Origin of the sequence: Deinococcus psychrotolerans, from assembly GCF_003860465.1 — a bacterium.
Lineage (GTDB): Bacteria > Deinococcota > Deinococci > Deinococcales > Deinococcaceae > Deinococcus > Deinococcus psychrotolerans.
In genome coordinates this window covers 1,583,461-1,601,788 of record NZ_CP034183.1, presented here as the reverse complement: position 1 = coordinate 1,601,788, position 18,328 = coordinate 1,583,461, and the positions used below count along the sequence as shown (strand labels likewise).

At 61.0% G+C, this 18,328-nt stretch carries 19 protein-coding genes; 10 read left to right on the top strand and 9 right to left on the bottom strand.

Features of this window, described 5'->3' with window-relative positions:
* Positions 1-183: 183 nt before the first annotated feature.
* The 7 genes from lon (at position 184) to EHF33_RS07745 (ending at position 8,960) form a co-directional block, all read left to right on the top strand.
* Positions 184-2,706 (top strand): endopeptidase La, encoded by a 2,523-nt coding sequence (lon, locus tag EHF33_RS07775; RefSeq protein ID WP_124869680.1) that lies wholly within the window; start codon positions 184-186, stop codon positions 2,704-2,706.
* Between the two features lie 112 nt (positions 2,707-2,818).
* Entirely contained in the window at positions 2,819-3,196 is a 378-nt protein-coding gene (locus tag EHF33_RS07770; protein WP_206431570.1) for a hypothetical protein, read from the top strand.
* Positions 3,197-3,264: 68 nt separating this feature from the next.
* On the top strand, positions 3,265-5,325 hold the full coding sequence (locus EHF33_RS07765) for a single-stranded-DNA-specific exonuclease RecJ (RefSeq protein ID WP_124872968.1): 2,061 nt from the start codon (positions 3,265-3,267) through the stop codon (positions 5,323-5,325).
* The gene (locus tag EHF33_RS07760) at positions 5,322-5,981 is read left to right on the top strand and encodes a SanA/YdcF family protein (protein WP_241191091.1); all 660 of its coding nucleotides are present in this window, start codon (positions 5,322-5,324) and stop codon (positions 5,979-5,981) included. Before EHF33_RS07765 ends, EHF33_RS07760 begins: the two co-directional genes overlap by 4 nt.
* A gap of 112 nt (positions 5,982-6,093) precedes the next feature.
* Positions 6,094-6,816, top strand: coding sequence for a hypothetical protein (locus tag EHF33_RS07755; RefSeq protein ID WP_124869674.1), 723 nt, complete (start codon positions 6,094-6,096; stop codon positions 6,814-6,816).
* Between the two features lie 106 nt (positions 6,817-6,922).
* Positions 6,923-8,158, top strand: a complete 1,236-nt coding sequence (locus EHF33_RS07750; protein ID WP_124869672.1) for a toxic anion resistance protein — start codon at positions 6,923-6,925, stop codon at positions 8,156-8,158.
* A gap of 136 nt (positions 8,159-8,294) precedes the next feature.
* Positions 8,295-8,960 (top strand): trimeric intracellular cation channel family protein, encoded by a 666-nt coding sequence (locus EHF33_RS07745; RefSeq protein WP_241191090.1) that lies wholly within the window; start codon positions 8,295-8,297, stop codon positions 8,958-8,960.
* Positions 8,961-9,033: 73 nt separating this feature from the next.
* Here the strand turns inward: EHF33_RS07745 and EHF33_RS07740 are convergent, their stop codons facing one another.
* The 6 genes from EHF33_RS07740 to EHF33_RS07715 form a co-directional block, all read right to left on the bottom strand.
* Positions 9,034-9,234: a hypothetical protein gene (locus EHF33_RS07740; protein ID WP_124869669.1), complete on the bottom strand. Its 201-nt coding sequence runs from the start codon at positions 9,232-9,234 to the stop codon at positions 9,034-9,036.
* Positions 9,235-9,304: 70 nt separating this feature from the next.
* A complete protein-coding gene (locus EHF33_RS07735) occupies positions 9,305-9,679 on the bottom strand; it encodes a nuclear transport factor 2 family protein (protein ID WP_241191089.1) in 375 nt (124 codons plus the stop codon).
* Positions 9,676-10,026 (bottom strand): nuclear transport factor 2 family protein, encoded by a 351-nt coding sequence (locus EHF33_RS07730; RefSeq protein WP_124869663.1) that lies wholly within the window; start codon positions 10,024-10,026, stop codon positions 9,676-9,678. The genes EHF33_RS07735 and EHF33_RS07730 overlap by 4 nt, the downstream gene beginning before the upstream one ends.
* 18 nt (positions 10,027-10,044) lie before the next feature.
* A complete protein-coding gene (gene mqnE, locus EHF33_RS07725; RefSeq protein WP_124869660.1) occupies positions 10,045-11,172 on the bottom strand; it encodes an aminofutalosine synthase MqnE in 1,128 nt (375 codons plus the stop codon).
* Between the two features lie 61 nt (positions 11,173-11,233).
* The gene (locus EHF33_RS07720) at positions 11,234-11,785 is read right to left on the bottom strand and encodes a GNAT family N-acetyltransferase (protein ID WP_124869657.1); all 552 of its coding nucleotides are present in this window, start codon (positions 11,783-11,785) and stop codon (positions 11,234-11,236) included.
* A gap of 45 nt (positions 11,786-11,830) precedes the next feature.
* Positions 11,831-12,376: a hypothetical protein gene (locus tag EHF33_RS07715; protein ID WP_124869654.1), complete on the bottom strand. Its 546-nt coding sequence runs from the start codon at positions 12,374-12,376 to the stop codon at positions 11,831-11,833.
* Positions 12,377-12,461: 85 nt separating this feature from the next.
* Here EHF33_RS07715 and EHF33_RS07710 point away from each other — a divergent pair, with 85 nt between their 5' ends.
* From EHF33_RS07710 to EHF33_RS07700, 3 genes are read left to right on the top strand one after another with little or no spacing between them, the layout of a single operon-like run.
* Positions 12,462-13,226: a class I SAM-dependent DNA methyltransferase gene (locus EHF33_RS07710; RefSeq protein WP_124869651.1), complete on the top strand. Its 765-nt coding sequence runs from the start codon at positions 12,462-12,464 to the stop codon at positions 13,224-13,226.
* A complete protein-coding gene (locus EHF33_RS07705) occupies positions 13,219-14,199 on the top strand; it encodes an NAD(P)H-dependent glycerol-3-phosphate dehydrogenase (protein ID WP_124869648.1) in 981 nt (326 codons plus the stop codon). The genes EHF33_RS07710 and EHF33_RS07705 overlap by 8 nt, the downstream gene beginning before the upstream one ends.
* 47 nt (positions 14,200-14,246) lie before the next feature.
* On the top strand, positions 14,247-14,927 hold the full coding sequence (locus EHF33_RS07700) for a hypothetical protein (protein ID WP_124869645.1): 681 nt from the start codon (positions 14,247-14,249) through the stop codon (positions 14,925-14,927).
* Between the two features lie 38 nt (positions 14,928-14,965).
* Here EHF33_RS07700 and wecB read toward each other — a convergent pair whose 3' ends face one another.
* From wecB to upp, 3 genes are all read right to left on the bottom strand, one after another.
* Positions 14,966-16,096 carry a non-hydrolyzing UDP-N-acetylglucosamine 2-epimerase gene (gene wecB, locus EHF33_RS07695; protein ID WP_124869642.1) on the bottom strand — a complete coding sequence of 377 codons (1,131 nt, stop codon included), beginning with the start codon at positions 16,094-16,096 and terminating at the stop codon, positions 14,966-14,968.
* 97 nt (positions 16,097-16,193) lie between these two features.
* The gene (locus tag EHF33_RS07690) at positions 16,194-17,333 is read right to left on the bottom strand and encodes an MraY family glycosyltransferase (RefSeq protein WP_124869640.1); all 1,140 of its coding nucleotides are present in this window, start codon (positions 17,331-17,333) and stop codon (positions 16,194-16,196) included.
* Positions 17,334-17,459: 126 nt separating this feature from the next.
* Positions 17,460-18,125: a uracil phosphoribosyltransferase gene (gene upp, locus EHF33_RS07685; protein WP_124869637.1), complete on the bottom strand. Its 666-nt coding sequence runs from the start codon at positions 18,123-18,125 to the stop codon at positions 17,460-17,462.
* Between the last annotated feature and the right edge of the window lie 203 nt (positions 18,126-18,328).

Genomic DNA, 18,328 nt, shown 5'->3' with positions numbered 1-18,328 from the left:
AAGCTTCATGGCTTAGGCCACTGACCGGCACACTGAACACGGCGCTCCCGACTTGTCATCACGACGCTTACTTGATAGTATGGGACTCAAGTTATCTGCTCTACCGAAGTTGCTTGGCACGGCTTAGACCGGTGTTGGAACAACCAGAGTAGCGCTTCTCCCCTCGACGATAAGGAGCCTTTGATGCCAACCGACAAGAGCCCAACCGATAAAAGCGCTGTTCCAGATGTTCCCACCCCTATCATTCCCTTTAACATCCCCGTTTGCCCAGTACGCGGCAGCGTGATTTATCCGACGATGGTGCAGCATATTGATGCCAGCCGCGCCATCAGCATCGCGGCTATTGAAGCGGCGATGGAAGAAGAAAAAGTCATTTTGATCGTCTCGCAGCGCGACAAAGATGTGGACGATCCAACTGGCGAAGACCTCTACGACGTAGGAACCGCCTGCAACGTGCTGCGCGTGCGCAAAAACCCCGACGGCACCGTGCAGATGCTGGTCACGGCCCTCTCGCGTGTGCGGGTGGCCCGCTACACCCAAACCGAGTATCTCCGCGCCGACGTGCAAGAAATCGCCGTCAAATCTGGTAAAGCGGTGGAAATCAAAGCGCTGACCCGCGAACTGACCTCAAAGTTTGAGAGCGTCATTCAGGGCGGCAAAGGGCTGACCAGTGACGCGGTGCAGGCCATCCAGAGTAAAGAAGACCCCAGCGAGTTGGCCGATTTTATTGCCTTTCACATGGACTTCCGACTTGAAGACAAGCAAGCGGTACTGGAAGAAGGCAACCTGAATTCGCGCCTCAAGAAAGTGCTGACGCTCCTCGACGCTGAGCAGGAAGTCATGGCGGTGCAGCAAAAGATTCGCAGTCAGGTCAAAGAAGAAATTGACCGCAACCAGCGCGAATACTACCTGCGCGAGCAGATGAAGGTCATTCAAAAAGAACTCCACGGCGGTGAGGACGGCGAAACCGACGAAACCGAGGAGCTTCGCACCAAAATCGAGGCGCTGGAACTCGCCCCCGATGTCAAGAAAGAAATTGACCGCGAACTCAACCGCCTGTCGCGGATGCACCCCGACGCCGCCGAGGCCAGCGTAATCCGCACATACCTGACCTGGGTCACCGAACTGCCCTGGAACGTTCGCAGCGACGATCAGCTCGACGTGAACGAAGCTGCCCGCATTCTCGACGAAGACCACTATGGCCTGGAGAAAGTCAAAGACCGGGTGCTGGAGTATCTGGCGGTGCGCCAACTCCGCAAAGCGCGGGCCGAGCGTGGCGAGATCGACTCCACCGACGTCAACAAAGGCCCGATCTTGGTGTTTACCGGCCCTCCCGGTGTGGGTAAAACCTCAATTGCCCAGAGCATCGCCAAAGCGCTGGGACGCAAATACGTGCGGATTGCCCTCGGCGGCGCACGCGACGAGTCCGATATTCGCGGCCACCGCCGCACCTACATCGGCGCGATGCCCGGACGCCTGATTCAGGGCCTGCGGACTGCCGGAACCAAAAACCCTGTCGTGCTCCTTGACGAAGTGGACAAGCTGGGCAACGGCAATCAGGGCGATCCCTCCAGTGCGCTGCTGGAAGTGCTCGATCCCGCTCAGAACTTCAGCTTCACCGATCACTACCTAGGCGTGCCGTTTGACCTCAGCGAAGTGATGTTCATCGCCACCGCCAACTACCCCGAGCAGATTCCGCCTGCTTTGATGGACCGTATGGAAGTCATTGACTTTTCCAGTTACATCGAAGCCGAGAAACTCGAAATCGCCAAGCGCTATTTGTTGCCGCGCCAGCTCAACCAAAACGGGCTGAAAGGCAACCAAATTCAGATCACCGACGCGGCCCTGGAGAGACTCATCTCCAACTACACCCGTGAAGCGGGCGTCCGTAACCTCGAGCGCGAAATCGGCACGGTGGCCCGCAAAGTGGCCCGCAGGCTGGCCGGCGGCGAGGCCAAGCGCGTCAAAGTCACTGATAAGGAACTCGACCGCTACCTCGGCCAGAGCCGCTACACCCCCGAAACCGAGGCCCGCGAGGACACCGTCGGCCTGGCCACTGGCATGTTCTACACCCCCGTCGGCGGCGACATTCTGTTCATCGAAACCTCGGTCAGCCCAGGCAAGGGGTTGCTGCTCACCGGCCAGATCGGCGACGTGATGAAGGAGTCGGCCAGAGCCGCGCTGACCTACATCAAGACCAACGCCGAGCGCTTTCACATCGACAAAGACAAGATCGACAACTCCGAAATTCACGTCCACTTTCCTGCCGGAGCCATTCCCAAAGAAGGCCCCAGCGCGGGCGGCGCGATTGCCACCAGCCTCATCAGCGCTCTGTCGGGCATTCCGGCGCGGCACGACGTGGCCATGACCGGCGAGATCACCCTGACCGGGCGGTATCTGCCGATCGGCGGCCTCAAGGAAAAGGTGCTGGGCGCTCGCCGGGCGGGTATCAAGCACATCATCATGCCCAAGGCCAACGAAGCCGATCTGCGCGATATCCCGCTGCACCTGCGCTCCAGCATGGCCTTCCACCCCGCCGAGAACCTCGATCAGGTGCTGGACGTGTCGATCGTTGGCGGGTTGGCGGCGCTGGAACGCAGCCACGAACGTGTGTTGCCCCCAGTGATGGGCGGCGAAGGCGGAACCGAGCCGCTCAAGAAAGCCCCCCGCCGCAAACGGGGTGTGGAAACGCCAGCGACGGCGTAAATTCAACCCAAGCCTTCAAGCCCCCGCACCGTTGGGGGCTTTTTCCATGTCCATTTCGCGTACCAAGTGACAGGGCCAATTCCCATTCCCCCGCTGCGCTAGACTCCTCGCTATGCGTGTGGTGCAGTTTCTTCAAGTTTTATTGCTGCTGATTCTCGGCGGTTATCTGCTGTTGGTGTCTTTGGAAAACCCCGGGCGGATGCGGTTGCCGCTGCCGTTCAGCGACGGTGAGGTGCTGCTGCCCAGCGGCCTGACACTGGGGCTGGCGCTGCTGCTGGGCGCACTGTACTGCGCTCTGCTGCTGCTGCCGCCGCTGCTGCAAAGTCGGATTGGCCGCCGCCAAGCTGTGCGCCGCCGCCGCGAAGCCGAGGAGCGGTTGCAACTGACTCTGCGCTCCCGCCTCGGTGAAGCCGCGCCGCTGGTGGCTCAAGCGCCTGCGGGGTACGCGCCTGCACCGACCAAAGCACAACCAGCAGAGGCCCAACCGTGACTTCAAGCATTCCCGAAACCCACTGGCTGCTCAGCCCGCCCGCCAGCAAAGCCGAACTGCTGCGGGTGATGGCCGAGTTTGAAGTCTCGCCGATGCTGGCTCAGGTGCTGTTTGCCCGCCAGCTTCGCCGCCATCACCTTGAGCCAGTCTTGACGCTGACGCCCAACGCGGGCTTGCTGGAAGCGGCTCAGCGCCTCGTGTTGGCTATTAAGGCCGGCAAACGCATTCGCATTCACGGCGATTACGACGCCGATGGGGTAAGCGCCACGGCCACGCTGGTCTGGGGGCTGCGCGAGGTGGGCGCGAATGTTCACGGCTTTATTCCGCACCGCCTCAACGAAGGCTACGGCGTTCACCCTGACCGCGTCACGGAGCATGCCGAGGCTGCTGACGTGCTGGTGACGGTGGACTGCGGCGTGACCAACTTGGAAGAAGTCAGGAGCCTGCTCTCTCTCGGCGTGGAAGTGATTGTCACCGACCACCACTCGCCGGGGCCAGACTTTCCCAAGTGCTTGGTGGTGCATCCCAAGCTGACGCAGGATTACGACCCGGCCCTGCACAACCTGACTGGCGCGGGCGTGGCTTATCACTTGCTGTGGGCCATCTACAACGAACTGGGCCTCCCCGCGCCCCTGCACCTCACCCCGCTGGCGACCCTCGGCACGGTGGCGGACGTGGCCCCGCTGGTGGGCGAGAACCGCGCTCTGGTGGTGGCGGGCCTGGCTGAGTTCGAGCGCACCGAATTGCCCGGTGTGCGGGCGTTGATGAACGGTAAAAAAACCGTGACGGCCCGCGACGTGGGCTTTGTGCTGGCTCCCCGCATCAACGCGGCGGGCCGGATGGGGGAAGCGGAAGTGGCTTTGGCGCTGCTGACCACCACCCAAAAACTCGAAGCCGAGAAGATTGCCATTTACCTGGAAATCAAAAATGCTGAGCGCCGCGTCATTCAGGACAAGATGTTCAAAGAAGCCCTGACGCTGGCCGACCCCGAAGACCCGGCGCTGGTGATTACCCACGACGATTGGCACCCCGGCGTGATGGGCATTGTCGCCAGCAAGCTCTTAGAAACGCACTACAAGCCGGTCTACATCGTGGCGCAGGGCAAAGGCTCGGTTCGCAGCACGCCGGGCATCTCGGCGGTGCAGGGGTTGTACTACTCGGAGAAGCTGCTCAAACGCTTCGGCGGTCATCCGGGCGCGGCGGGGTTCTCGCTGGATATGGACAACTTCCCTGCCTTCCGCGACAGCATTCACGCCTACGCCCGCCAGTTTCCCCGCCCGCTGCCGAGTGTGCGGCTCGACGCGCCGCTGCCCGCTGCCTGCGCCGACCTCGACTTTGCGGCTGAAATTAGGCGCTTCGAGCCGTTTGGTGAAGGCCACCGGCCGCCGCTGTGGCATTTGCGCGACATCTTGGAAAGCGCCAAGCTGATCGGCCAAGACAAAAAGACACTGAGTTTCAAAGTGGGCGGCGTACGCGGCATCAAGTACAGCGAGGGCCGCACCCGTTCGGGGCCGCATGACTTTGCGATCAACCTCAACCGCAACGAGTGGAATGGCCGCGAGAACGCCGAGTTTTTCGGTGAGGCATTGCGCTCGCCTGCCCCTCTGAGCTTGGCGGGTGAGCCGGACGCTGGCCCCTTACTGGAACGTCTAGATCCCAAAACGGCGATGGGCCACCTCAAAACCGGCGCGGCGGTCTACGCCTCGGGCGAGGTGGCCGCTTACCTGCAAAGCAATGTCCCCAGCTTGATGTTTCTGACTGACGCCGCCGATTTACCGGGCGTTGAATTCACAAGTGAGGTCGTCCTCTACGCCCTGCCGCCTGAAGACACCCTGCGGCGCTGGCTGGCACAGGGCAAAGTCTCGTTCGCGTGGGGGCCAAAGACGCTGGGCGAGTTGGAAGGCCACACGCTGGGCCGCCGCGCCGTGCTGAGCGGCCTCGATTACACCGAACCCGGAGCGCGGGAGCGGGCCGCCGAGATTTACCGCCGCTTGCAGTGGGCGCACCTTTACCGCTCGCTGGACGACGAAGGCTTTTCGCGGGCGGTGCGGGCCATGCTGGGCCTGAGGGTAAACCTTACTGCGGGCGACCAAACAGAAGCCAAAGACAAGACATGGGCCGCCGATTGACCAAGCCAATCAAACGGCTGCTCCGTTGGCTGTTGGTCTTCGCCGCCGCGTTGGTGCTGCTCGTTTCGGTGGTCAACCAGTGGGTTAGCCTGAGCGCTCAGGGGCGGCTTTACACTTCCGTCAGCGACATTCCGGCGCGGCCTGTCGGCGTGCTGCTGGGCACCAGCAAGTATCTCAGCGGTGGCGGGATCAATCCGTATTACCAATACCGCATTGACGCGGCGCTGAGTCTTTACCGAGCAGGCAAGGTCAGCGACCTGATTTTGTCGGGTGACAACGCCCACCGCAGCTACGACGAGCCCACCACCATGCGCCGCGATTTGATGGCAGGCGGCATTCCGGCCCAGCGTCTGCACCGCGATTACGCCGGATTCCGTACCCTCGATTCGGTCGTGCGGGCCAACAAAGTGTTTGGGCAAGGCCGTTTCACGGTGATTTCGCAGCGCTTTCACAACGAGCGGGCCATCTATTTGGCACGGGCGCACGGCCTAGACGCCATCGGCTTTGACGCCCGTGACGTGGAGGGCACGGGCGGCGCGAGGGTCAAGTTCCGCGAAGGGCTGGCCCGTGTTTCTGCCGTAATGGATGTGCTGTTTGGCCGCGAGCCAAAGTTTCTGGGCGACCCCGAGGTGATTGGCAGCCCAAAGACGCAGTGAGACAGCCGCAAAGCTGATGGGCTGTGGAATTTGTCATATATGACGCGAAGTGAGAAAAACCAAACCGCTTTGGGGCTAGGAGATGAGAGCTTGCAGCGCTCATGATGGAACCATGACCAATTTAACTTTGAAACAACCCGCGTTGGCGTTGGCGCTCCTCGGTACGTCGCTCGTTTTGGGCGCTTGCGGGTCGACGACGCCGGTTACGCCGCCAGCAGCAACTACGGTAAATGTGATTTCTGGGACGATCACGCCTTGGATAGCCGGCAGAACTGACACTATTTCCTCACAGCGTCTCAATAAGAGTGCAACTGTAAATGGAACTGGTAACTTTGATCTTGGGCTTCCAGATGCTCAGACGACAACTTCACAGTACAGTGGTGACTTGACTGATGGAAGTCAGCTATTTTTCGCTTGCTCAGGTGGTACAGTCAGCGTCACCCCAAATTTAAAATACACTGCCATTAGTGGTCTTTTCTTGGCGAGTCAGGTAAAGCCGGAATACTTCAACTACTCGGCTTATAGCGGTACAAACTTTACTTACAGAACTTGGTGGTTTGTTAATAAAGACGCTACTGTGACCTCTAATGGTGCCGACTGTGCTGGTGAAGGGGTTCTTGGAAAGATCACAGCTAACCTTAATCTCAAGCAAGGATGGAACATTGTCGAGTATGCACGAACTGGGAATTCTTCTGGATTTGCATACAACCTTTCTTCTGTCGCTCCTAACAACAGCAGGATGTCTTGGCGTCCCAATCCAAATACCGATGGTAGCCAGTCACTTTCACTCGGTTCACAAAGCATTCAGGCCAACCCTTGGAGCCTCGTCCGCTAAATCACTTCACTTCCATAACACCCGCCTTGTACCCGCTTCGGCGGGTTTTTTCATTCCCACTCCCTAACCCCGAAACTCTTTTCATCCCCGACTCGTATGCTGAGCCATGAGCGATAACGGCAATACCCTAGAGGCACTCACCCCGCCCGAAACCCTCAAAGCCCCCAAAGCGGTGCCGAGCATTGCCCCCGATCAGGGCCGCGACATGACGCCGCTGAGCAGTGAAGACAAGACCCGCCTAGACGAAATGGCCCGCGCCTTCGTACAGGACGTGACCAAGCTCGACGCGCACGGTGAAGGCTTTAAGCGCAAACTCGACTCGGTTCATGCGCTGGGCATGGACGAACAGCGTTCGGCGGCGCAGGTCAGCAACCGGATGCTGGAACGCCCCCTACGGGCCACCAAAGCGGGCGTGTTTGACGAAGGCTCCAGCATCATTAAAGGGCTGACCGATCTGCGCCACACCGTCGAAGAACTCGATCCCAGCCGGGGCACGCCCGCCAAGCGGTTTTTTGGCATGCTGCCCGGTGGCAAAAAAGTTCAGAGCTATATAGAGCGCTACGCCAGCGCCCAAGACCACCTCAACGCCATTCTGGACACGCTTTACCGCTCGCAAGACGAACTGCGAAAAGACAACGCCTCCATCGAAACCGAGAAAGTGGCGCTGTGGAATGTGATGCAAAAGCTGCGCCAATACGCTTACGTGGGCCAAGCCGTAGACGATGCCCTGACCGAGCGCCTCACCGTGCTGGAGCAGACCGATCCCGAAAAAGCCCGGATGGTGCGCGAGGAGTTGCTGTTTGCCATTCGCCAACGCATCACCGATCTGCTGACCCAGTTGGCCGTCAGCGTGCAGGGCTACTTGGCGCTCGATCTGGTACGCAAAAACAACTTGGAACTGGTCAAAGGCGTTGACCGTGCCACCACCACCACCATCAGCGCCCTGAGAACCGCCGTGCTGGTGTCGCAGGCGCTCGGCACGCAGCAGATGGTCTTGGAGCAGGTTACGGCGCTCAACACCACCACCGGCAACATGATCGAAAGCACCTCTAACTTGCTGCGTACCCAGTCGGCCCGCATTCAGGAAGGCGCGGGCAGCGCGACTGTCAATGTGGAACAGCTTCAGAACGCCTTCAAGAACGTTTACGCCGCGCTCGACGCCATCAGCGAATACAAAGTGCGAGCGCTGGAAAACTTCCGCCAGACCACCCAGATTCTGGCCAAGGAAGTCGGCACCGCCCAAACCTACCTCGACAGGGAGCGCCAGCAAGCCTCGCAGGACATAGCCAGCGAATTGAAGTTCAGCGAGACGGTGGTGAAGGAAGGCGAGCTGAAGCTGTAGGAGCTTACGGAGAGCAGCGTGCTTATGGGAGGGACGGCCATGCACGGGCGTCCGTTGAGGATGGCGGGTCATTCACGGCGCGTGCTGGGCAAAGCGGACATACTTTCTGCGCGTCCCACACGCTAAGCTGTCATCCGTGTCTGACGGTTCTCCCTTTCCTTACGTTGACCCCGCCGCCATCCGCACGGGGCTGCATTACCTCGATTTGGCAGGCATCTTCGCCTTTTCCATGTCGGGGGCGCTGACAGCGGTTCGCAAGCGCTTTGATATTTTCGGCGTACTGGTGCTGGGCGGCGTCACGGCCGTCGGCGGCGGCAGCATTCGCGATACGTTGACTGGCAATGCGCTCCCCCTCTTTTTGCAAGATGAAACCTACCTGTGGGTGGCGCTGCTCGGCTCATTGCTGGCGTTTTCCTTCGGCGAGCGGTTGGCCCGTTTCGAGCGCACCATCAGCTTTTTTGACACCATCGGGCTGGCTTTATTTGCTGCCAGCGGCGCACTGCTCGGTGTGCGGCTGGGGCTGGGGCCACTGGGCGTGACCTTTGTGGGGATGCTCAGCGGAGTGGGCGGCGGCATTATCCGCGACCTCTTGGCGGCTCAAGTGCCGGAGGTAATGTACCGCAACGATCAGCTTTACGCCACTGCCGCCGCGCTGGGAGCCATCATGGTGTATTTTATTCACCCTTATTTTGGCGACCTCGAAACGCAACTTCTCGCCTCCGCGCTTGTCGTGGTGGTGCGCTGGATATCGCGCCGAGGCTGGGTGCGCTTGCCAGTGCGCCGTTTGCCGCAGAGCGATTAGACGCGGGAACGTGCAGGGCGCTGAAAACGTTAATCCGTTCCCAGCGCCCTTTGCGTAGCGCACATCTCAGGTTTTAGGTGTCTGCGCCGTACTCGCTGCCCAGATTCTCCTTCAACTCTTCCATCTTTTCTCCGCTGTCAAAGTCCGGCGCTAAGCCGTTGGCGTCCATCTCGCCGGTGCCGCCCTGCATGCCTTCCTGAATGGTCGCATCCGGGGTGGTATCGCTTTCGCCGCTGTAGCCGTCTGGCAAGCCGCCTTCCGCTTTGTTGGTCATGCTCTATGCTGGCTAAAAGCCATGAGAACACCCAGCCAGCCGCACGAACGGGCCTTTATCTGACTCGAAATCAGGGCACCACTTGCACGGCCACGGCTTGCCACTGTCCGGCGCGGCGGGCGTAGACACGCAAGTAGCTCTGCGCGTGAACGCCATTGGCACTCAGCTCTCCGCGCGTGATAGCGGTGTCGCCGTAGAGTTGGGCGACTTGACGCCTAAACACCAGCACGTCTTCGGGATAAGTGGTGATGGCCCGCTGCAACACGGCTTTGCTGATCACCTGTCCGTCCGGCAAAAAGCCTGACCAATCGTCGGCAATCAAATCGCTGAGTGCTTGCGCGTCCCGGCTTTGGTAAGAAGCGTTCCAAGCGTCATCCAAAATCAGTACGGCATTGAGAGTCAAAAAGTCGTCCAAACCGGCAATACCGTCTGAGAAAGCGTTCAAGGCACGACCTGCACCGCCACCGCTTGCCATCTACCGGCGCGGCGGGCATAAATTCGCAAAAAGCTCTGAACATATTGGCCGTTGGCCGTAAGGCTGCCGCGTACCACCGCCGTATCGCCGTACAGCTGAGCCGTTTGGCGCTCGAAACTCAGCGCCGCCTCGGGGTTGCTCGGCACGCCCGCGAGGAGTTGGAGCTTGGTGGTAACGCCGCCGTCAGCGAAGAGGGCCAGCCAGTCGTCGGCCAGTACGCCGCCGAGCAGCCCGACGTCTCTGCTTTGGTAGCCCCGGTTCCAAGCGTCATCCAAAGCCAAAACCTCGGCCAAAGCGGGGAGAGTATCGGCGTCCATTCGGCTCAGGATAGCAAATCAGTCTGCCGCTTCGACCTGCGCCGGATAAACTTCTAATTCGTTGTAATAAGCGTCGCGCAGCACCGGCAAGCGTCCGGCCTGCTGAATCATGTTGATCATTCGCTCTTTGCTCAGGCCCAGCGGACTGGTCGCGCCAGCAGCGTGGGCGATGTGCTCATCCACGATGGTGCCGTCCACGTCTGAGACGCCCCAATCGAGGCTGACTTGGGTCAGTTCACTGCCGATCATCACCCAATAGCCTTTGATGTGCGGGAAATTGTCGAGGTAGATGCGGGCCACCGCCAAGTTCCTGAGATCGTCTAAGCCGGTGGTGTAATCGGTCTTGCCCAGGTTCTGCGCCAACGTGTTGCCCATCGGTTGAAAGGCCAGCGGAATGAAAGCGTGGAAGCCGCCAGTTTCATCTTGCAATTTGCGCAACCTGTCCATGTGATCGAGCCGCTCTTCTAAGGTTTCGATGTGGCCGTAAAGCATGGTGGCGTTGGTTCTCATGTTCAGAGAGTGGGCTTCGCGGTGAATTTGAATCCACTTTTCGGCCTTGACTTTGTTTTTTGCGACTTGCTTACGGACTCGGTCGGCAAAAATCTCGGCCCCGCCGCCCGGCATGGCGCTCAGGCCCGCTGCTTGCAACTCGCGCAAGACTTCCAGCGTGGGTTTCTTGCTGATTTTGGAAAGGTGCTCGATCTCGGCTGCCGTAAAGGCCTTGACCTGTAACTCGGGAAAGTTGGCTTTGAGCTTGCTGACCATCTCGGGGTAAAAGCTCCACGGGCGGTTGGGGTGGTGGCCGCTGGACATATGAAGCTCGGTCAGGCCCGGCTCGTACTTGGCCCGCACCTGCTCGACCACTGCGTCGGCGTCGTAGTCCCAGGCCCGCTCCTCACCCTTGTGGGCGGCGAAGGCGCAAAAAGTGCAGCCGACATAACAGATGTTGGTGAATTCGAGGCGCATCGAGTGGACGAAGTAAGTTTTGTCGCCGTGCTGACGTTCGCGCACCAGATTGGCCAGGCGCATCAGGGCGTTCACATCGGGCGTGTCAAACAGCACCATGCCCTCTTTGAAGCTCAGGCGCTGGCCCGCTTCCACTTTGGCGATAATGGGGGTCATTTCGGGGTCACGGGACTGAATCATGGCTCTATGCTACGCCTGTGGAGGCAGGGGAAACGTCCTGCTTGAGACAATAATCACAGCTTCAGCGTCGCCGCTCCAGCCGCGCCTTCATCTCCGGCCACTCTTCATCCGTGACGCTGAACATCACCGTGTCGCGCTCACTTCCGTCTGTTCTGACCATGTGCTTTCGCATCACGCCCTCGCGCACCGCCCCCAGCGCCGCAATTGCGGTTTGCGAGCGCACGTTGACGGCGTCGGTTTTGATTTCTACCCGCCGCATTTTCATCACCTCAAAAGCGTGGGTCAGTTGCAGCAGCTTCAAAGCGCGGTTGGCCCCACTCCGCAGATACGCCGGAGCCAACCAGGTGCTGCCGATTTCCAGCCGTTTGTGCTCCGGGCGCATCTCCATATACCGGGTGCTGCCCGCGCACTCTCCGCTCACCAAAGACACGAACGGCAGCTGGTCGGGAGCCTCCAGCGCGGCAGTAAAATAAGCCCTGAGCACTGGCGAAGTCCCCATCTGGGCGTACTCGTGTGGCGCTTGAGCGGCCAGCCGCATGAGCGGCTCCACGTCGCTGTCTTGGAGGGGGCGTAGGGTGTAAAAGCCGTTAGAAAGAGTCAGGTCGTGGCGCATGGTGCTCCGAACTCTAGCTCAGAAGTTGCTTCCTAAAATTTCTCCCTAGAATTTTATGGTCGCCAGCACCTGCTCGAAGGTTTTGTTGACCCGCTCGAACGCTTGGCTGGGCACCGTCAGTTGGAAGCTGTAAAAGTTCTTGGCTCCGTTGCCGAACCACACCCGCATCACCAGCGTGCCTTCCTTGCTGGTGATGACATACTGGCGCATCAGCCCCGAGACGCCGCCGTAATTGGCTGGCTTTTCGCCTTTGAAGGTCAGGGCCGAGCCGCTTCCCTCCACCGCTTTTTCAAAGCTGCTGAACTCAGACTTGAGATCTACTTTTTTGCCGTTTTTGGGAATGTACAGCAGCCGCATCAGCGCGGCGGGCGGCTGAGGCTGCGAAGCAATGGTGATGCCGCCGAGGCCGTCTTTGAGGTTGAGGCCGACCCAGCCTCTGGGCAGGCTGACGTCAAACGGCAACTTGGCGTCGGTCACTTTGACGAGGGGGGTTTGCACCGCAGCGGTCTGGGCCTGCGCCGAAACGCCGAGCAGGGCCGCGCCGGTCAGCGCAAACCGGAAGGCAGGGGCGAGCAGGGCATGAAACTTCATAGCTGCCATGCTAGCGGCTGGGGATGAGCAGCGGCTAGTTGCCGTGGGCGTTACCTTGAGTGGCCTCAGCCTCTATCATGCCGAGATGCAGCACGCGCCTTTCACGGCCCTCGCCCGCGTTTACGACGCGATTATGGCCGATATCGAATACGACGTTTGGGCGGATTTTATTCTCAGCTACGCCGCAGAAGCGGGCCTGAGCATCACCAGCGCCCTCGATTTGGCCTGCGGCACGGGCGGCCTGACCCAGCAACTCGCGGCTCTGAAGCTGGAAGTGACGGGCCTAGACGCCAGCCCTGAAATGCTCAAGGTCGCTGCCGAGCGAATGCCGGGAGTGAGGTTTGTGCAGGGCGATTTGCGAACCTTTGAACTGGGAAGAACGTTTGATCTTGTCACCTGCGTCTTTGACAGCGTCAACAACCTGACCGCAGACGGCGATCTGGAGCTGGCTCTGCGGCAAATGCACGCCCACCTGAGTCCCGGCGGCTTGCTGGCCTTCGATGTCAACACCCGCATCGGCGTGCGCGAGTTGTGGGAAGGCGATAGCATCGAAGGTTTAGAACCCCTGCCAGACGGTTCACAGGTGCATTATCACTGGTCGCACCATTACAACGCCGAGCAGGATGTGGGTGTGGTGCAGGCGTTTTGCCGCGTGCTGAGCGAGGACGGAGAAACCGAGGAGTTCGTGGAAACCCATCAGGAGCGCGGCTACGATCCTGCCGAACTCGCCGCTGCGCTCGGGTCAGCGGGCTTTGAGCGCTGGGAGATCTTGGAATACCCTGACTACGCTCCGCCGGAAGACGACTCCCCCCGCGTGTGGGTCTTTGCGTGGAGAGCCTCCAATGAATGAAGCCGACCCATTGCAAAAGATGGTAGTGCTGGGCGCGGGCGGCTGGGGCACGGCGCTGGCCGTCACTTTGGCTCAGACCCACGCTGAGGTGACGCTTTGGGCGCGGCGCGAGGCGTTGGCAGCGCAGTTGCGGGAAAGCCGCATCAATTCGGCTTACCTGCCGGACGTGAGCTTGCCCGCCAATGTGCGGATCACCAGCGACCTGAGCGCCGCTGTGGAGGGCGCGGACTGGGCATTTTTGGTGGTTCCAAGCGTAGGCATGAGTGATTTGCTCTCGGCTCTGCCGCCCCAGCTGGGCGCGGTGCTGTGCGCCAAGGGACTGGCTCCGGCGGGGCAGCGCCTCAGCGAGTTGGCTACTGGGCTCGGCTTTGGGCGCGTCGCAGTGCTGAGCGGCCCCAACCACGCCGAGGAAATCGGGCTGGGCTTGCCTGCCGCGACGGTGGTGGCCAGCAAAGACGCCGAGTTTGCCCGCACAGTTCAGGCCCACCTGATGACGCCCAATCTGCGCGTGTACACCAGCTCAGACGTGGTGGGCGTGGAACTCGGTGGTGTGCTCAAAAACGTGGTGGCGGTGGCTGCGGGCCTCGGTGACGGCCTGAAACTGGGCGACAATGCCCGCGCCAGCGTGATTACGCGGGGCCTGCGCGAAATGGCCCGTTACCTCGCCAGCCAGGGAGCGCAGGAAGACACGGTCTACGGCCTGAGCGGACTGGGCGATCTGGTCGCCACCGCCACCAGCCGCCACTCGCGCAACCGCGCCGCTGGAGAAGCGCTGGCACGCGGCGCTGCTCCGGAAGGCGGCGGCAAAGTGGTCGAGGGCCTGAGAACGGCGCGGCTGCTTTCGGCCTGGGCGCGGGAGAGCGGCGCGGAATTGCCGATTGTGCAGGGGGTGGCCGCCGTCGCGGGAGGGCAGCTTTCGCCGCAAGAAGCGCTCTCGGCCCTGATGCAGCGGGAAGCCAAAGCGGAAGGCTAGCGGGTTCCATCACCCAGACTTCAGAAACACTCGGCACAATCAGGAGCATGACGCTTCGCCGCTTTTCACTGACCGCGCCTTTGGTTCTCGGCTTGCTGCTCAGCTCCGCTCAAGCCGCGACGCTGCCTTGCCCGCTGGCCGCCAAGCTGGACATCAACACCTACCTGACCCTCAGCTTGGAGCAGTGGAGCGAGGCTGACCAAGATCAGGGCAGCGCGGCGTATGCCGAGTGCCAAGCCGGCCAACTCACCGACACCCTCGGCAACTCGCCACAATTGCGTGAACGCATTGTCAAGCTGCGTACCCTCTACCGCACCCTGCGCGAACTCGAAGGCTCACTGGCCTACGCGATGGCGGGCGGCGGCACAATGCACTCACACGCCGTGCCGCGCAGTTACCCCGAAATTGAGGGCACGCTCTCCAGTGTGGCGGCTTTGGTTCTGAGTCCGGTGGGCGGACAGACGGCGGGCCGTTTTACGCTCAGCTTGAACGCTTCCAAAAAAGCCTTTGAAGACCGCATCAAAGCCCTCAAGGTTTGGAAACCCAAAGCCGCCGCCAGCACCAGCGCTTACGACGCCAAGACCTTTGGGGCCGACGTGACCCGCTACGCCCAAGCCGGCGCGGAACTGATGAAGTTGCTCGGCAACAAAAATGACGCTGCCACCGCCGCAGCGTACCTGCCGCTGCAATCGCCGATCTTTCTGGGCGAGTATTTGAGAGAGTTTTGAGGCTGAAAGAAGGGGGTTACGGTGAACTGCTTTTTTGCTCAGCTCCAGTTCTCAGGCCGCTCGGCCAGCCCGAAGTGCCACGCCACCGCCTGCGCGATGCGGCCCGCCGCTTGTCCGTCGCCGTAAGGATTGCGCGAGGCCCGCATCTGCTCCAGCGTGGCGGGGGTGCCGAGCAGCTCCAGCAAAGTGGCTTTCACCTGTGCCGGGTCGTTGCCGGCCAGTTTCAATACGCCCGCCGCCAAGCCTTCGGGCCGCTCGGTGACGTTCCTGAGCACCGCCACCGGCACCCCCAGCGCCGCGCCTTCTTCCTGGAGGCCGCCCGAATCGGTGGCCAGCAGTAGAGATGCGGCCATCAAAGGGGCCATGTCGTGATAATCCAGCGGGTCGGTGAGTTCTACGTTGGCGAGGTTGCCCAGCGCGGGCCGCACCGCCTCGCGCACGGCGGGGTTGAGATGCACCGGATACACGAAATGCAGCTCGGGGTGAGCGCGGGCCACGTTGGCCAGAGCTTGCGCCATTTCGGGCATCATCGGCAGATTTTCGCGGCGGTGCATGGTGATGGTCACCAGTTGCTGTCCGGCGTCTAATTTGGCTTGCCACTCGGCCCGCAGCGCTGCGCGTCCGGCCACCATCCGTACCGCGTCCACGGCGGTCTGCCCGGTCACGAACAGGCCCGCTTCCGACTTGCCCTCGCGCCGCAGATTGTCAGCGGCTCCGCTGGTCGGCGAAAAATCGAGGGTACTCAGCACCCCGGTCAGGCGGCGGTTGGCTTCTTCGGGAAACGGCTCGGTCATGCTGCCGCTGCGCAGGCCGGCTTCCACGTGTCCCACCGGAATGCCCTCATAAAAAGCGCTGAGCGCCACGCAAAAGGTGGTGGAGGTGTCGCCGTGAACCAGCACCATGTCGGCTCCCATCTCGCGCAACTTCTTGCCCGCCTGCGGCACGATCTTGCCGGTCAAGTCGGCCAGCGTCTGGCGCTCGGTCATCACCTGCAGGTCTTCGTCGGGTGTGAGGCCGAACACCGAAAGCGCTCCGTCGAGTTGCTGGCGCTGCTGTCCAGTAGACAAAATCAGTGGGGTCAGGCCGCTTTGGGCTTGAAGGGCCGTGTAAACGGGGGCCATTTTGGTGGCTTCGGGGCGGGTGCCAAAGGCGAGGACGATTTTTTTCATAGGGGTTTCCTTGCGAGGGTCGTCTTAAAGTGCGGAAATCGGTTGTGGAAAGGGAAGTGCTCCTTTCAAACATCGGCCAAAGCCCATCGGCTCAGACTCAATTCAGTTCTCTGCGCCCCTGCGCCGCCTCGATAATCTGGGCGCGGATACGGCGGGCGGCGACAAACCAGAGGCTGCCACCAATAAACACAGCGGTCAGCAGCACGGTGAGCGGCGCAATGCCTTGGGCGAACATGCCGGCCACGCCGCAGAGAAGCGCCACAGTCCACAGTGCCACCGAGGTGCGGCGGGCGTTGCCGGTGCGGGCCAATACGCGGTGGTGCAGGTGGGTTTTGTCGGGGTGGGCCAGCGGGTTGCGGATGCCGCGTGCCAGCCGTCCGACCACCACCTGCGTGGTATCCAGAATCGGCAGGGCCATAATCAGCAGCGGTACCAACAAGCTGGCCCCCGCGCTGATCTTAAGGGTGCCGAGCAAGCTGACGGCGGCCAGCGTGTAACCGAACAAGGTCGAACCATTGCCCATGATGATGCTGCTGGGGTTGAAGTTATGACGCAGATACCCCAGCGCCGAGCCCGCCAGACCCGCCAGCAAAATGACGGCGGCAGCCCTATCGGTAAACTGCGCCGCCGTGACCAGCAGCACCGCGCTGGCAATAAACGCCACGCCGCCCACCACACCGTCCACGCCGTCGAGCAGGTTCATGGCGTTGGTCAGGCCGACCACCCAGAGGATGGTCAGGAAAATACTGAGGACATTGGCCACGTTGCCGTCCAGAACGGGCAAAAAGGGAATAGCGTTGAAGTCGATTCTGAGGCCGTTGACCAGCAGCAGCACCGCTGAGAGAAGCTGTACTCCCAGCCGGAACAGAGGCGACAGACCGTACTGATCGTCGATAAAGCCCACCAACATCAGCAGCGTCGCGCCCAGCAAAATCGCCAGCACCTGAATATTGACGTGCTCGATGACAATGGGCCGCAGCGCCCAGCCCACCACGATGCTGATGACAAAGCCCGCGAAAATTGCCAGCCCGCCCGCGTTGGGCAGCGGCACGGTGTTGAGGCGGCGCTCGTTGGGCATATCGGCCCAGCCGACCCTCAGCGCGAAGTCCCGAACCGGCGGAATGAAGCGCCAGGTGATCACGGCAGCCGTGACAAACGTGAGCAGCACGGCCAGAAAGCCGCGTCCGAAAAGGTCGGCAATGCCGAGATGCTGGGCGAAGATGCGAAGTTGATCCATAACTTGGGTTCAGTCTACGCGGGCAGCGTGAGGGATGTGGCTCGCGGCGTGTGGGAAACGCAAAAGTCCACTTCTTGGCGCTGACCTTTGCGCGAAGCACAAGCCGCGCTGCCTCCCACCTTTTGGCTACTTCGTGCCGTAAATTCGGTCGCCCGCGTCGCCCAGTCCCGGCACGATGTAGCCGTGATCGTTCAGGCCCGTGTCAATCGCCGCCGTAACGATTTCCACGTCAGGGTGGGCGGCGTGAACGGCAGTAATGCCCTCTGGTACGCTGAGAATGGTCATCAGCTTAATGGTCTGCGCTCCGGCGTCCTTGAGGGTCTGAATGGCCGCCACCGCCGAGCCGCCAGTTGCCAGCATCGGATCAGTCACGAAAACGCGGCGCTCGGCGATGTCTTGGGGAAGCTTGGAGTAATAGGCCACCGGTTTAAGAGTCTGGGGATCGCGGTAAAGGCCGATGTGGCCGACTTTGGCCGCCGGAACGAGTTGCACAATCGCGTCGGCCATAATCAGCCCGGCCCGCAAAATCGCCACCAGTGCCAGCTTTTTGCCACTGAGCATCGGGAACTCGGCGGTTTCTATCGGTGTGCTCAGCGTTTGCGGGGCCGTCTCCAAGTCGCGCATGGCCTCATAAGCCAGCAGCAAGCTGATTTCGCCGGCCAACTCGCGAAATTCTTTGACGCCGGTTTCCACGTCGCGCATCCGCGAGAGCTTGTGCAAAATCAGCGGATGGTCGGCGACGGTCACTTTGGACAGCGTCGATTTAGAAAGAGATGAGGAGGCTTTGGTCATACGTTCAGAGTAGCGCAGGGTGGGGGAGAAGCTCAGCGGTCTAGCTCAAGCGCGAAAATCACAGCCCGCTCCAATTCGCTCAGCCGAAAAGAGGAAAGCGACGTGATGAACCCGTTTAAACTCTCCTTGGGTACGGTCTGAATGTTATCGAGGCTGATGGTGCAGCGTTCCGGTACACCGTCAAACAGCTCCAAAATGATTTG

Bases quoted from the DNA above. Each gene is read 5' to 3' on its own strand.
- lon (WP_124869680.1), top strand. From the start codon at position 184: ATGCCAACCGACAAGAGCCCAACCGATAAAAGCGCTGTTCCAGATGTT.
- EHF33_RS07770 (WP_206431570.1), top strand. From the start codon at position 2,819: ATGCGTGTGGTGCAGTTTCTTCAAGTTTTATTGCTGCTGATTCTCGGC.
- EHF33_RS07765 (WP_124872968.1), top strand. From the start codon at position 3,265: ATGGCCGAGTTTGAAGTCTCGCCGATGCTGGCTCAGGTGCTGTTTGCC.
- EHF33_RS07755 (WP_124869674.1), top strand. From the start codon at position 6,094: ATGACCAATTTAACTTTGAAACAACCCGCGTTGGCGTTGGCGCTCCTC.
- EHF33_RS07750 (WP_124869672.1), top strand. From the start codon at position 6,923: ATGAGCGATAACGGCAATACCCTAGAGGCACTCACCCCGCCCGAAACC.
- EHF33_RS07740 (WP_124869669.1), bottom strand. From the start codon at position 9,234: ATGACCAACAAAGCGGAAGGCGGCTTGCCAGACGGCTACAGCGGCGAA.
- EHF33_RS07730 (WP_124869663.1), bottom strand. From the start codon at position 10,026: ATGGACGCCGATACTCTCCCCGCTTTGGCCGAGGTTTTGGCTTTGGAT.
- mqnE (WP_124869660.1), bottom strand. From the start codon at position 11,172: ATGATTCAGTCCCGTGACCCCGAAATGACCCCCATTATCGCCAAAGTG.
- EHF33_RS07720 (WP_124869657.1), bottom strand. From the start codon at position 11,785: ATGCGCCACGACCTGACTCTTTCTAACGGCTTTTACACCCTACGCCCC.
- EHF33_RS07715 (WP_124869654.1), bottom strand. From the start codon at position 12,376: ATGAAGTTTCATGCCCTGCTCGCCCCTGCCTTCCGGTTTGCGCTGACC.
- EHF33_RS07710 (WP_124869651.1), top strand. From the start codon at position 12,462: ATGCAGCACGCGCCTTTCACGGCCCTCGCCCGCGTTTACGACGCGATT.
- EHF33_RS07705 (WP_124869648.1), top strand. From the start codon at position 13,219: ATGAATGAAGCCGACCCATTGCAAAAGATGGTAGTGCTGGGCGCGGGC.
- EHF33_RS07700 (WP_124869645.1), top strand. From the start codon at position 14,247: ATGACGCTTCGCCGCTTTTCACTGACCGCGCCTTTGGTTCTCGGCTTG.
- wecB (WP_124869642.1), bottom strand. From the start codon at position 16,096: ATGAAAAAAATCGTCCTCGCCTTTGGCACCCGCCCCGAAGCCACCAAA.
- EHF33_RS07690 (WP_124869640.1), bottom strand. From the start codon at position 17,333: ATGGATCAACTTCGCATCTTCGCCCAGCATCTCGGCATTGCCGACCTT.
- upp (WP_124869637.1), bottom strand. From the start codon at position 18,125: ATGACCAAAGCCTCCTCATCTCTTTCTAAATCGACGCTGTCCAAAGTG.